The sequence below is a fragment of the Mammaliicoccus sp. Q-M61 genome, assembly GCF_022386055.1.
Lineage (GTDB): Bacteria > Bacillota > Bacilli > Staphylococcales > Staphylococcaceae > Mammaliicoccus > Mammaliicoccus sciuri_A.
In genome coordinates this window covers 689,840-704,010 of the sequence record NZ_JAJNJL010000001.1, presented here as the reverse complement: position 1 = coordinate 704,010, position 14,171 = coordinate 689,840, and the positions used below count along the sequence as shown (strand labels likewise).

General features: G+C 30.8%; 12 protein-coding genes and 1 other RNA gene. 7 read left to right on the top strand and 6 right to left on the bottom strand.

The window, feature by feature from the left end; translation table 11 throughout:
- Positions 1-728 precede the first annotated feature (728 nt).
- From aroA to ssrA, 6 genes are all read left to right on the top strand, one after another.
- Positions 729-2,072, top strand: coding sequence for a 3-phosphoshikimate 1-carboxyvinyltransferase (gene aroA / locus LQ677_RS03415; RefSeq protein ID WP_239748100.1), 1,344 nt, complete (start codon positions 729-731; stop codon positions 2,070-2,072).
- A gap of 69 nt (positions 2,073-2,141) precedes the next feature.
- Positions 2,142-2,375: a preprotein translocase subunit SecG gene (gene secG / locus LQ677_RS03410; protein WP_025906376.1), complete on the top strand. Its 234-nt coding sequence runs from the start codon at positions 2,142-2,144 to the stop codon at positions 2,373-2,375.
- An 89-nt stretch (positions 2,376-2,464) separates the two neighbouring features.
- Positions 2,465-3,205, top strand: a complete 741-nt coding sequence (locus LQ677_RS03405) for an alpha/beta hydrolase (RefSeq protein WP_049319750.1) — start codon at positions 2,465-2,467, stop codon at positions 3,203-3,205.
- A gap of 35 nt (positions 3,206-3,240) precedes the next feature.
- The gene (rnr, locus tag LQ677_RS03400; RefSeq protein WP_191836331.1) at positions 3,241-5,589 is read left to right on the top strand and encodes a ribonuclease R; all 2,349 of its coding nucleotides are present in this window, start codon (positions 3,241-3,243) and stop codon (positions 5,587-5,589) included.
- Between the two features lie 10 nt (positions 5,590-5,599).
- Positions 5,600-6,067, top strand: a complete 468-nt coding sequence (gene smpB / locus LQ677_RS03395) for an SsrA-binding protein SmpB (RefSeq protein ID WP_037560253.1) — start codon at positions 5,600-5,602, stop codon at positions 6,065-6,067.
- Positions 6,068-6,146: 79 nt separating this feature from the next.
- Positions 6,147-6,503, top strand: a transfer-messenger RNA (tmRNA) gene (gene ssrA / locus LQ677_RS03390).
- Between the two features lie 778 nt (positions 6,504-7,281).
- Here the strand turns inward: ssrA and LQ677_RS03385 are convergent.
- From LQ677_RS03385 to LQ677_RS03360, 6 genes are all read right to left on the bottom strand, one after another.
- Entirely contained in the window at positions 7,282-8,166 is an 885-nt protein-coding gene (locus LQ677_RS03385; protein ID WP_191836314.1) for a sulfite exporter TauE/SafE family protein, read from the bottom strand.
- Positions 8,167-8,487: 321 nt separating this feature from the next.
- Entirely contained in the window at positions 8,488-8,985 is a 498-nt protein-coding gene (locus tag LQ677_RS03380) for a GNAT family N-acetyltransferase (RefSeq protein WP_191836313.1), read from the bottom strand.
- 94 nt (positions 8,986-9,079) lie between these two features.
- Entirely contained in the window at positions 9,080-10,105 is a 1,026-nt protein-coding gene (locus LQ677_RS03375; RefSeq protein ID WP_191836312.1) for a threonine aldolase family protein, read from the bottom strand.
- Positions 10,106-10,109: 4 nt separating this feature from the next.
- Positions 10,110-10,544 carry a MarR family winged helix-turn-helix transcriptional regulator gene (locus LQ677_RS03370; RefSeq protein WP_191836311.1) on the bottom strand — a complete coding sequence of 145 codons (435 nt, stop codon included), beginning with the start codon at positions 10,542-10,544 and terminating at the stop codon, positions 10,110-10,112.
- A 175-nt stretch (positions 10,545-10,719) separates the two neighbouring features.
- On the bottom strand, positions 10,720-11,142 hold the full coding sequence (locus LQ677_RS03365) for a hypothetical protein (RefSeq protein ID WP_126476632.1): 423 nt from the start codon (positions 11,140-11,142) through the stop codon (positions 10,720-10,722).
- A gap of 357 nt (positions 11,143-11,499) precedes the next feature.
- Positions 11,500-11,760, bottom strand: a complete 261-nt coding sequence (locus tag LQ677_RS03360; protein WP_191836310.1) for a hypothetical protein — start codon at positions 11,758-11,760, stop codon at positions 11,500-11,502.
- A 224-nt stretch (positions 11,761-11,984) separates the two neighbouring features.
- Here LQ677_RS03360 and LQ677_RS03355 point away from each other — a divergent pair, with 224 nt between their 5' ends.
- Positions 11,985-13,925, top strand: coding sequence for a CDP-glycerol glycerophosphotransferase family protein (locus LQ677_RS03355; protein ID WP_191836309.1), 1,941 nt, complete (start codon positions 11,985-11,987; stop codon positions 13,923-13,925).
- Positions 13,926-14,171: the final 246 nt, after the last annotated feature.

The following is a 14,171-nucleotide window of genomic DNA, read 5'->3' as shown; positions in this document are numbered from 1 at the left end:
GTCATAGCTTAACTTCCTATTAAAGCCAAGAGATAGCCCAAGTCGTAGCTTAACTCCTGAATAAAGCCAAGAGATAGCCCAAGTCGTAGCTTAACTTCTAACTTAAGCCAAGAGATCACCCAAGTCGTAGCTTAACTTCTCACTTAAGCCAAGAGATGGCCCAAGTCGTAGCTTAACTTCTGAATAAAGCCAAGAGATGGTCCAAGTCATAGCTTAACTTCTGAATAAAGCCAAGAGATGGTTCAAGTCATAGCTTAACTCCTAAATAAAGCCAAGAGATGGCCCAAGTCGTAGCTTAACTACCTAATAAAGCCAAGAGATGGTCCAAGTCGTAGCTTAACTTCTGAATAAAGCAAAGAGATGTCTCAAGTCGTAGCTTAACTACTGAATAAAGCCAAGAGATAGCCCAAGTCGTAGCTTAACTACGGAATAAAGCCAAGAGATGGTCCAAGTCGTAGCTTAACTTCTGAATAAAGCCAAGAGATTGCCTAACTCATAGCTTAACTTCTAACTTAAGCCAAGAGATCACCCAAGTTGTATCCCTACATCAAATAAAGCCAAGAAATCCCACACTATACATTTAAACCTTACACACTATATACCTCTCATCTCCCACAACCACATTACCAAACAAATTCTTTAACGCTTTAAACCAATACTATTTTATCATTTCATTCTATTTGAAAATGTTCTATAATAGAGGCAATGAATTTTATAGGAGGATCATAATGACGATTAATTTAAAAAGTGCAAAATCACCTTGGTCTAGTTTAGATGATGTGGATCAATTATCTCTTCATCCTATTAAAGAAGCATTTAATAAAGAAGTCATGATTCCGGGTAGTAAGAGTGTAACGAATCGTGCTTTTATTTTGGCTGGTTTTAGTAAGGGTACTTCTAAATTATCTGGATACTTAAAGAGTGATGACACATACTGGTGTATGGAAACAATTAAAAAATTAGGTGCTACTGTTGAAGCAGTAGGTGATGAACTTCATATTACAGGTATTAATCGTTCAGAGTTACCTGAGAAACAACAAGTATTTATTGGTTCTGCTGGTACGACTGCTCGATTCTTACCAGGTATTTTAGGGACTCAAGAGAAAAGTGAAATCACAATTACTTCAACTGAACAACTTGCTGGTAGACCTCATAAGACTTTGCACGATGCGTTAAAACAATTAGGTGTTCAACTAACGTATCTTGAAAAAGAAGGTCAGTTACCTGTAACTATAAAAGGTGCACCGGAAACGGGCGGAAAAGTTTCAATTGCTGGTAATCAATCAAGTCAATTTATCAGTGGTTTATTAATGGCGGCACCTTTATTTAACAAACCAACTGAAATAGAACTTACGACTAAGATAGTTCAAAGCGCTTATGTGGATATTACAATTGAAATGATGAAACAATTTGGGATACATGTAGATGTATCAGATGATTATACACATATGAAAGTAGAACAAGGTGAGTATGAAGCAGCTACTTTACCACTAGAAGCTGACTTATCTACAGCATGCTATTTCATGGCATTAGCAGCACTTAATAAGTCTACGATTAAAATTAATCATTTAAATATGGAAAGTCATCAACCTGATTTAGAAGTTGTCGATATTCTTGAAAGCATGGGTGCAACTGTTGAAAAAGGTCCTGATTATGTTGTGATTTCTGGTCCTGAACAATTAAAAGGGAACTTAACAATTGATATGAATGCTTGCTCAGACCAAGCTTTAACAATTGGAAGTTTAGCTGTATTTGCTGATGGTCCAATCACAATTACAGGTGTAGAACATATACGTCATCATGAATGTAATCGTGTATCTGCATTAACAGAAAGTTTAACAAAATTAGGTATTGAAGTTACTGAACATCAAGATGGTTGGACTATCACGCCAGGTGATGTAAAGGCAGCAACTTTAGATACTTATGATGATCACCGTGTTGCAATGTCATTAAGTTTAATGGGTACTAAAGTTGATGGGATTAAATTATTAGATCCTTCATGTGTATCAAAGACTTGCCCAACATATTTTGAAATGTTAGCATCGTTAGGTATATCGGTTGAGTATCATTAATGAAAACTTGAGTGCATATTGTAAATATGCTATAATGCTACTGTTATAATAGACAGGAGGACCGAGTCCATGCATACATTTTTAATCGTCTTATTAATCATCGTTTGTATTGCATTGATTACCGTCGTATTACTTCAAGAAGGTAAGAGTACTGGTTTATCTGGTGCAATTAGTGGCGGAGCAGAACAATTATTTGGAAAACAAAAACAACGTGGAATAGATTTAATTTTACACAGAGTTACAATTATTTTAGCAATTTTATTTTTCTTATTAATGTTAGCAATTACTTACTTCAAAATGTAGTGGTCCGACTGTATTGTCGGACTTTTTTATTTATATACAAGTAAAAAAACGATACAATAGAACTAGATTATGTTAAAGGATGGTCATTCATGAGAATTCAATTACCTAAACCTTTCTTTTTTGAAGAAGGAAAAAGAGCAGTATTACTTTTACATGGATTTACAGGTAATTCATCAGATGTTAGACAATTAGGACGTTACTTACAGAAAAAAGGGTATACATCATATGCTCCGCATTATGAAGGTCATGGTAGACCACCAGAAGAGATATTGGAATCAAGTCCATATGTATGGTTTAAAGACTGTTTAGATGCATATGATTTTTTAGAAGAAAAAGGATATACTGAAATAGCAGTAGCTGGATTATCGCTAGGTGGCGTATTTAGTTTGAAATTAAGTTTAAACAGAGATGTAAAAGGTATTGTAACAATGTGCTCACCTATGTATATAAAAACTGAAGGCACGATGTTTGAAGGTGTGTTAGATTATGCTAGAGAATTTAAAAAGTATGAAGGCAAAACACCTGAACAAATTGAAGAAGAAATGAAACATTTTCATCCTACGAATACTTTGAAAGATTTACAAGAAACAATTCAAGGTGTGAGAGATCAAGTAGATGAAGTATTTGATCCATTGTTTGTTGTACAAGGTAAACTAGATGAAATGATTAACCCTGATTCAGCTAATATTATTTATAATGAATCATCTTCTGATGACAAAAATATTAAATGGTATGAAGAATCTGGTCATGTTATAACAATCGGACAAGAAAAAGAACAAGTATTTGAAGACGTGTATCAATTCTTAGAATCATTAGATTGGTCCGAGTAAGACACACATAATATAAACGAGAAAGGAGGCCCACTATGAATCTAAGAGAAGAAGTTGAAGAAATCATCAATGATAAAGAATACAGTCCTATGACCGTAAGTGAATTTCAAGATGCAATAGGACTTAGTAATGCTGATTCATTTAAAGAATTAATTAAAGTTCTAGTTGATTTAGAACAAACGGGTCAACTAGAAAGAACAAAAACGGATAGATATAAGAAGAAAAGTAAGAAATCAGACCTTGTAAAAGGTACTTTAAGTCAACACAAAAAAGGATTTGCCTTTTTAAGACCGGAAGATGACACAATAGAAGACATCTTTATCCCACCTAATCAAATTAATAAAGCGATGGATGGCGATGAAGTATTAGTAGAAGTTGTGCCATCTCGTGGAGATCATAAAGGTAAGATTGAAGGTAGAGTTAAAGCAATTACGACACGTAATATTACGCAAGTAGTTGGTACTTATACAGAAGCGAAACATTTCGGTTTCGTGTTACCTGATGATAAACGAATTACACAAGATATCTTTATTCCTAAAGGTAAAAATCTTGGTGCAATTGAAGGTCATAAAGTATTAGTAGAAATTACAGAGTATGCTGATGGTACGCATAATCCTGAAGGTCATGTTAAAGCGATTCTAGGTCATAAGAATGATCCAGGTGTCGATATTTTATCTATCATATATCAACATGGTATAAATATTGAATTTCCTGACAATGTTATTCAAGAAGCTGAAAATGTACCAGATCAAATCAGCCCAGACGAAATTAAAGGTAGAAGAGATTTAAGAGATGAACTTACAATCACAATAGATGGTGCAGACGCAAAAGATTTAGATGACGCTGTCTCTGTAAAAGCTTTAGACAATGGCTTAACAGAACTTACAGTTAGTATTGCTGATGTCAGCTACTATGTAACAGAAAATAGTGAGTTAGACAAAGAAGCATATGACAGAGCAACAAGTGTATATCTTGTCGATAGAGTAATACCTATGATTCCGCATAGATTAAGTAATGGTATTTGTTCATTAAACCCTCATGAAGATAGATTAACATTGAGTTGTAGAATGGAAATAGATCAACAAGGTGAAGTCATCAGACATGATATCTTTGAAAGTGTTATTCACTCAGATTATAGAATGACATATTCAGATGTAAATGCCATTATTGAAAATGACGATCAAGACATTCGTGAAAAGTATTCAGAAATCACACCAATGCTTGATTTAGCACAACAACTATCAAAACAATTAATCGCTAAACGTAAAAGACGTGGGGAAATTGATTTTGATATTAAAGAAGCACAAGTATTGGTAGATGAAGATGGTATACCTACAGACATTAAAGTGAGAGAAAGAAATGACGCAGAGCGTTTAATCGAAAGCTTTATGTTATCTGCTAACGAAACGATTGCTGAACACTTTAGTAAACTCGAAGTGCCATTTATCTATCGTGTCCATGAGAATCCAAAAGCAGAAAGATTAAACCAATTCTTTGAATTTATTTCAAACTTTGGACTTGCTGTTAAAGGTTCAAGTGAAGACATACACCCTGCAACATTACAGAAAATTGTAGAAGAAGTTGCTGGACAGAAAGAAGAAATGGTTATTTCTACTTTAATGTTAAGAAGTATGCAACAAGCTAGATATAGTGAAGATAATTTAGGTCATTTTGGCTTGTCAGCAGATTACTATACACATTTCACATCTCCAATCAGAAGATATCCTGACTTGATTGTGCATAGATTAATTCGTAAATATTTAATTGAAAAATCTATGAACAGTAAACAAATTAGACATTGGGAAGAAATGTTGCCAGACATCGCTGACCATACATCTAAACGTGAGCGAAGAGCAATTGACGCTGAACGTGATACAGATGACTTGAAGAAGTCAGAGTATATGATTCAACACGTTGGAGAAGTGTTTACAGGTATTATCAGTTCAGTAGCGAACTTTGGTATGTTTGTAGAGCTAGAGAACACAATTGAAGGTATGGTGCATATCTCTAACTTAACAGATGACTACTACAACTTTGATGAGCGTAATATGGCCATTATAGGTGAGCGCCAAGCTAAAGTATTTAGAATTGGTGACAAAGTCGAAGTTAAAGTAATTAATGTTAACGTTGATGAGCGTATGATTGATTTTCAAATTGTTGGTATGCCAATAGCTGAAAAGAATAGAGAACGTTTAGCAAGAGAAAAAACAATCAAAGCTAAAAAACGAGGTACAGCTAAAGAACAAGATAAACCTAATAAGCATAAAAAAGGTAGAGCTAAAGGTAAACAAGGTGGCAATCAAGTTAAGCAAGGTAAGAAAAATAAAAAGCCTTATTACAAAGCAAAAGCTGTGAAAAACAAAGCAAGACGAAAGAAAAAATAGAAAGTAGGTGATGGATGTGCCAAAAGTTCAAAGTAAACCATTAGCACAAAATCGTAAAGCAAGCCATGATTACACAATAGAAGATACGGTTGAAGCGGGTATTGTACTTCAAGGTACTGAAATCAAATCCATTCGCCGAGGTAGTGCAAACTTAAAAGATTCATATGCGCGTGTATTTAATGGAGAAATGTATGTATATAACATGCATATCGCGCCATATGAAGAAGGTAACCGATTTAATCATGATCCATTGAGAAACCGTAAATTACTTTTAAAAAGAAAAGAAATCGATAAACTCTTTGGTATTACAAGAGAAAAAGGGTATGCATTAATCCCACTTAAACTCTACATTAAAAACGGTTACTGCAAAGTTCTTTTAGGTGTAGCTAAAGGTAAACGTGACTATGATAAGCGACATGCATTAAAAGCAAAAGAAGCAAAACGTGACGTTGAAAGAGCAATGAAACAACGATATTAAGCAATTTGTATTGAAAAATCAATCAAAAATTGTTAAGATTAAATATACTTCTGTTAAAAGGAAGTATATTTCTTATTGAGGGGACGTTACGGATTCGACAGGGGTCCCCGAGCTTATGAAGCGTGTCGGAGGGTTGTCTTCGTCATCAACACAACAGTTATAATAACTGGCAAACAAGATAATTTAGCAGTAGCTGCGTAATAGCACTCTGCATCACCTAACCGCATCGCCTATGTGCCGTTAACGTGATTCAACTTAAGTAGGATACGCTCGTCACTGCCGTTTGAAGTCTGACGAGAAGAGATTAATCAAGCTAGCATTGTCTTTGGGTGTCAGTCCCCTGAGACAACGCGAAACCTTAACGACTAGACTACACACGTAGAAACATTTGTATCAGGATCTCTGGACGCGGGTTCAACTCCCGCCGTCTCCATTATATAGCCTATAACCCTTGTGGTTATGGGCTTTTTATTTTCGTTGCCACAGTATTGCAACAGCAATAAAAAAACACATCTTTATATTAGATGTGTTAGAGTAATAATTGTTTTAGATTGTACTTAATTTTAAGGTGATAAAAGCTGTAGTATTAAAGAAATAAGGCATATAGTTATAGAAAAAATAGTTGCAAACATGAATACATTTTTCCAAGGAAGTCTTTTGTCATTGCGATTTAAAAAGTTAACACAGATCGATACAAAAAAAGTACAAATTATGAATATTATAAATTCTGCTAAAATTTCCAAAAGAACCCACATCCTTTCCAAAAAATTATACAATATTTTGTCAAAGATAGTAATTGCGAGTTTATTCTTTTTTATGTTTTCATAGGATATAAAAACTATAGAATGGTTTGAGGATGTATCTAGTAATGTCTTAGAAAAATCATTTCTTTTTCTTACCATAAGTGTAAGCATATAAAACACCGCCACCACTTATAAAAACTGCTATAATTATACTAATCCACATCACTATAGTCATATGCTTCCCCCCTTTTTTATTGATTTATACAAGTTATTTATAATATATCTATGGATAAATAAGCGATATCTTTTATCTATATGTTATATTATGGTAATACCTTGACAAAATCAAGTGTACATCTTTTTCTAAATTTAAAAAGGTAATAGATATTGTTTTCATAGTCATTTAACATTATATGAAACAGTAACCCCCCTCTCATCCGTAATAGTTGAGAGGGGGTTTTTGTCTTATTTTTATGTACTAGTGTTTAATTTTTTAAATTTACTTTTATAAAATGTTACCAATACTAATGATAACCAAGATAGAATGATCAGTATTTTAATAGACCAAATAATATGTGAATTATTAATATATAAGCTTGCTAACGAACTTACATTTGTAAATATTATAAGACCTCCAACTCCTATTGCAAGGACACTAACTGGTAAAGATTTTACTAACCAAGCTGATATAGGAGCAGCTACTACGCCACCTAAGCTTAAGGATAATACTAAAATCCAATTGATTGATGACCAATCTAAAAATATTAAAAAGCCTATCGAAGAAGCAACAGTTACAAAAAATTCACTTGCTGAAACTGTACCAACAACGTACCTTGGTTCTAATTTTTTACTTGATAATAACATAGGCGTGTTTACGGGTCCCCAGCCACCACCTCCAATTGAATCAAGTAATCCAGCTACTGCGGCTTGTGGTACTAAAACAAAATTAGATATCTTTTTTACACCAGTAATTTTTGGTTCATCTGGTTTATTTTTAAATAGAAATTGGTAAATGATATAAATACCTAAAGATAATAAGAAAATTGAGATAAATGGTTTGATGAAATCACCATTAATATTACTTAAAAAGAATGCACCTATAAATGCAGCAATTGAACCAGGGATAGCAAGTTTCAAGACTGATGGCTTGTGGACATTTTTAAACTTTAAATGTGATGTTCCAGCTGCGGCAGTCGTAAGAATTTCGGCAAAATGGACTGTTGCTGATGCTATAGCAGGGGCAACTCCAAATGTAAGTAATACTGATGCAGATGAAGCGCCATATCCCATTCCAAGGGAACCATCTACTAATTCTGCTAAAAATCCAGCTAAAGCAAATATAATAATTTTATTCATGTAATAGCCTCCTGTTAAATATTAATTATATTAATCCTATCTGTTTACTAAGGATTAGTACAAATAGTATCTTTTATTTATACTTATGTCAATAATAAATATGGATATGTTGGATGTAGATATTTATAAACTATTTAAAGTATGATGAATTTACAGTTAAATTTAGTATAGTAAACCCCCTCTCAACCGCAATGGGTGAGAGGGGGTTGGCCTTACAATTATATTTAACACAAATATTTCGATAAAAAGAATTATAAACTTTAATTTTCTGCTATACGTACATATTGTTCATTATGATTATCTATAACGAAACATATGTTGCTACGAAATATATTCATGTTTTAATAATGCCATAATATATGCATCTTTGTATTTACCTTTTGTATAAAATTGTTCTTTAAGTAATCCTTCGATATTAAAACCTTGAGATTCGTATATATGAACTGCTTTTTCATTATCTGTATCAACATATAAATAGATCTTATGCATGTTTAATATATCAAATGCATAGCTTGTTGCTTTTTCGAAAGCAAATTTAGCATACCCTTTACCATTAAATTCTGGTTTAATAATTATTTGAATTTCACAATTACGATGAATATAATTAATTTCAACTAATTCTACTATTCCCACAACTTGATTCCCATCTTCTACAATAAACCGTCTTTCTGATTCGTCTAATAAATGCTTATCAAATAAATATTGAAGTTCCGTTAAAGATTCGTAAGGCTCTTCAAACCAATAAGACATAATTGAATATTCATTGTTCAATTTATGGACAAATGGTAAATCACTAACTTCTAGTGCTCTAAGTTTCATAATTACACTCCTATATTTTTCTATTTCTAGTTTAACGAATGAATATAATCATTAGCAAATATATAGTGAAATTATTTTTGGGGATTATCATTATTTAAATGTATTCTATTAATGTAGCTATATCATTTTCAGTTGTAGACCAACTTGTAGCGAAGCGGACTATTTTATGGTTATGATCATATTTTTCCCATTGTGAGAATTTAACATGTTGACTTAGCTCTTTGATCTTGTCATTGTGCATTACAAAAAATTGCTGATTTGTAGGTGAGTCTAGGTATAACTGGTACCCTTTATTAATAAAGGCTTGTTTTAATTTTAATGCCATATCTATCGCATGTTTACTAATTTCCATATATAAATTATTAGTAAACAGTTCAGTAAATTGTACGCCTATTAATCTACTTTTTGCTAACAATGCGCCATGTTGTTTGATCAATGTCGTAAAGTGTTTAGGTTCGTATTGATTTGTGAATATTATAGCTTCACCACATAGTGCACCTATTTTAGTCCCGCCAATATAAAAGATATCCGCAATGTTAGCTATATCCTCAATTGTTAAATCTGCTTCGTCACTTGCTAATCCATATCCTAAGCGAGCACCGTCTATATATAATGGTATGTCGTAAGATTTACAAACGTTGGATAACTCAGTGAGTTCTTGTTTACTATATAATGTGCCATATTCGGTAGGGTATGAGATATACACCATTCCTGGGTATACCATATGTTCATGATTGGCATCTTCATAAAAAGTCTCAATATAGTCATTTACTTGTTGAGACGAAATTTTGCCAAGAGTTGAAGGAAGTGTTAAAATTTTATGTCCGCTATGCTCAATTGCGCCAGCTTCGTGAGTACTAATGTGCCCAGTATCAGCAGCAATGACACCTTCATATGGTTTAAGTACTGAATTGATAACGACTTGATTGGTTTGAGTGCCACCTACCAAGAAATATATAGAAGCATTTGGAGATTTTATAACTTCTTTAATTTTATCTTTAGCTTCTGCCGTAAATTGATCATTTCCATAACCAGATTCTTGTACATAATTAGTATCGATTAATCTTTGTAAAACCTTCTCATGCGCACCAGCTAAATAATCATTTTCAAAAGAAATCATTTAATTATTCCTCCAATTTAATGTGTTTATTTAAAATATTTTCAATCTTATTCATTGAATCTTGAAGTTCTTTAATTTCGGCATCATCTAAGTCCTTTATAAGTTCTTGAATCTTATCATCTGACGCTTTCTCAACATACTCATTTAATTTCACACCTTCATTTGTTAATGAAAGGTAAAAATATCTATTATCTTGTTCACTACGTTCTCTATAAACTAAGTTTTCTTTTATAAGCTTATTAACAATTCTACTTAAGTAACTTTTATCAATATTAAGTATTTTACAAAGAGATTGAGCAGTAACTTTATCGTGTCTGCCAATTTCACCTAAAGTTCTCATTTCAATTAATGAATATTTGAGTTTAAATACATTATTATCGAATATCCCTAGGATTCTAGTGTAGTAACGATTAAAATGTCTAATATCTTTGATAGCCAAAACGTCCACTCCTTAATAGTTGTATTATGCAACTATCTAAGCATAAAATTAATAGTTGATTTTGTCAACTATTATATTGGGATCACTAGAGTACTTTAACAGAGAGCATAGTTCCTAAATACCAATCTTTCATAAAAACAAATCCCTCTTATAATCATCATGATTGAAAGAGGGATTAATTAGCATATTTAATTGCTAGCTTATTTTTAGAATCTTTTTCAAGAGCTTTATTGGCAACAAATTTTATATTCTCATTTGTAATCATATCAAAATCTGGTTCATCAAGAATTTTTAAAAACTCATTTAACAGATTTTGATTTTTAAATTGTGAAATCTCTAACGACTGCCAATAATGATAATAAGCTAAATCATAAGCACCATCTATATAATTAAAATGAAAATGGTAGAGGCTAGCAGCCATTTCATGATATTCAATTGTATTAACTTGATTAGCAAGATTAGATAAATAAAATGCCAATTTTTCATCTGAAATATCGTTTGACATAAAATATATTAAAATATTATGCATATCTTCGTTTTCTAACATTCTTTGCAATTCAGTTGGTAATAAATTTAATAAAATGTTAATACTTTTCATTGATTTGATTCACCCATTTGATATATATGATCGTTTTTTTGTATAAAATTGTATACATTTCTACCAATAATGTTACGTGTTTTTTGTGTGAGCTTTTAGATATAGCTTTGCTAACTATAACTATTAAAATTTATTGATTCATATTATAATAAAATTGAGATTATGTAAAATATTTACAATGAATGAGATAATACTAATAATTGAGTATTTTGATATAAAATTCAAAATCGTTTTAGGAGGTGCAATATGCTAATAGGTGTAGGAGGACCAATTTCACTAATTATAGTGGTAGTAATAATTTTAGGTGTAGTAGTTTTATTTAAAAAGCTTAAATCCAAATTCTTTAATTAAAGGATTCTATTGAATAATTGTAAACCAAAAATCTGGTTCATTAAAGAAATAGTCTGGGGAATCATTGGTAAAATTATTAATATCTGAGTCTAAGATATCGTCTTCAAATAAAATAATTTCTTTTTCTATACTACTTTTTTCATAAGTAACAATCATGTTGAAGAACAAATGATTTATACCATCAATCGTTTCAGACTTGATATGTTCTAGTGTTAAAAGAATGTTATTATCTTTAAAATCAGTATCTTTTAATATTGTCGCATTCATTTGTGTTGTCTATTTCAAATGACAGTATAAATTGCACTTGTACGCTTTTAAAAGTCCTAGCTAATTTGATTAGTTGGGACTTTTTATAAAATAAATACAAACAACATATACTGTTCGAGCTTAATTAGATTATAATCAAATTAATAGTAATAATTTATTAATTCATATGATTTTATATCTACAATTCAATTGTTAGAATTATAAAAAGAAAAGGGGATAAATAATTGGAGATTAAAGTAGAAAATGAATGTTTTGTGATTGAAAATCTAAAAGAATCACAAATAAAATTATCAAACAATGGCATTAATAAGTCATTTGATTCCGTAAACGGCAAAATAGTGATTAAATTTGAAGACCTACAAGAATTATTAAAGGAAAAAAATCAGCCTTTATTTTTTAAAAGTCAACATGATGAAGATATAATTGTAAATAATGAAATACATAAATTTGGACATACATCGATTAAGAAAAAGAAAGCTACTTATTACATATATATAACTAAAGAAAATAAAATTGCTGTGATATATAATAAAAGGCCAGCATTATTAAACTTCTACAATAAAAATGGTGTATTAGAAGATGTAAATGTTGTTAATAATCAATTAATAATGAAAATGAGTTTTGAATGTTACAACTATAAGCCTACTTATATTGAAGGCAAAATAAAAGTAAGAAATAAAGATATTGAAATTATAGTTAATGGAAAAATAATAGATATTAATCAAAATATGAATACTTTTAAAGTTACAGCTCAACTTGAGATTAAGTTAGAGGAATTAGAATATTTATTTATGGGGGATGTGCCTTTTTATAAATATAATTCAGATATATATGATATAAGTATAAATTATCAAATTGACGAAATGTTGATATCCAAATATTATGCTAGATTAAAATTTTCACAGCAAAATAAATATCTCATTAATGACGGAAATTGGCTAGAATTTAGCGATACGTTTATGTTGCTTTGTAGACCATACCCCACGATATATGGAAATCTTTCAATGAGGCTTATTCCAGTTCCAAAAGATACATATCAATACTATATTTCAGGATCAGTAATGCAAAGAGACAATAACAAAGAAAGTATTGTTTGCTTAGAGTATCCAGAAAAAGCTCAGGAAAATGGTCTTATATTTTTTAAATGGTTAGTAAAAAAATATGGCAAAAAATTAAACATTTATTATTTGATCAGTTCAGCAAGTAATGATTTAGAAAATTTAAAAGGATATGAAAATCATGTTATTTATTACAAATCTAAAGAGAATTTAGCAATTGCATATAATGCAAGCGTTATTTGTCATTCTCACTCGGCAGGATATGTGTTACCATTTGCTACTAATAAAACAGAACAAATGATAAATCAAAAGAATAGGGTATTTCTGCAACATGGCATTATTGGTTCAAAAGATGTAAGTTCAATTTATGGTAGAAAACCTAACGATAAAATCGCAGACTTATTTGTAGTTTCTTCTAATAGAGAAAGAGAATTGGTCCATAAAGATTATGGTTTTGAAAATAATGAAATAATATTGACCGGGTTACCAAGATTTGATGAAGTTATTAAAACTAGAAAAGACAAATATAAAAAATTTAAAAATAAGAATAAAATCTTGATCATGCCTACTTGGAGAACAGGGATGCATACATTCTCTGATGAAAAATTCATGGAATCAAAATATTATAAAGAATTTCAAACATTAATCAATAACCCTAAGATTTATGAATTAATTGAGGAAAAAGGATATAAAGTATCTTTATATTTGCATCGTAACTTCCAAGTATTTAATAAACTTTTTTCTTCGGAGTATATTGAAATTCTTTCAGAACGTGATCATGATGTTAAAGATTTATTAGCTGAGTATCAGGTTTTGATAACAGATTATTCTAGTGTTGGATTAGATTTTGCTTTAATGCATAAAAAGGTATTATATTATAGACCTAAAGAAATATTAGGTGATGATTTTGTGGAAGAAACAACTGACTTATTGCCAGGTAAAGTGATAACTACTCAAGATGAGTTAATGAGTGAATTAATAAATACTTCAATGTATAAAGAACATAAAAATAATTTAGATAAAATATATAAGTATTCAGATAAAAAAGCATGTAAAAGGATAGCAGAAGAGATGTTAAGTTATTTTAATTTGAATAGAAAGTTTTAACACAGAGGTTAAGAAAAAGTCCTAGCTAATTTGATTAGTTAGGACTTTTTAAAGGCTATAACTGTATTTGAAAATCAAGTTGATTAGGTGCTTAAATTACAGCTAAATGCAGCATTTATTTATAGACAATATTATGCTAAATTTAATTAAAAATGATCAAGTTAGATAGATGGTGGCTAATCTCTTATAAAGGGGTGATGCCTATGGTTATAGTTGTTACTCCTAGAAAGGAATAACATGTCTGAC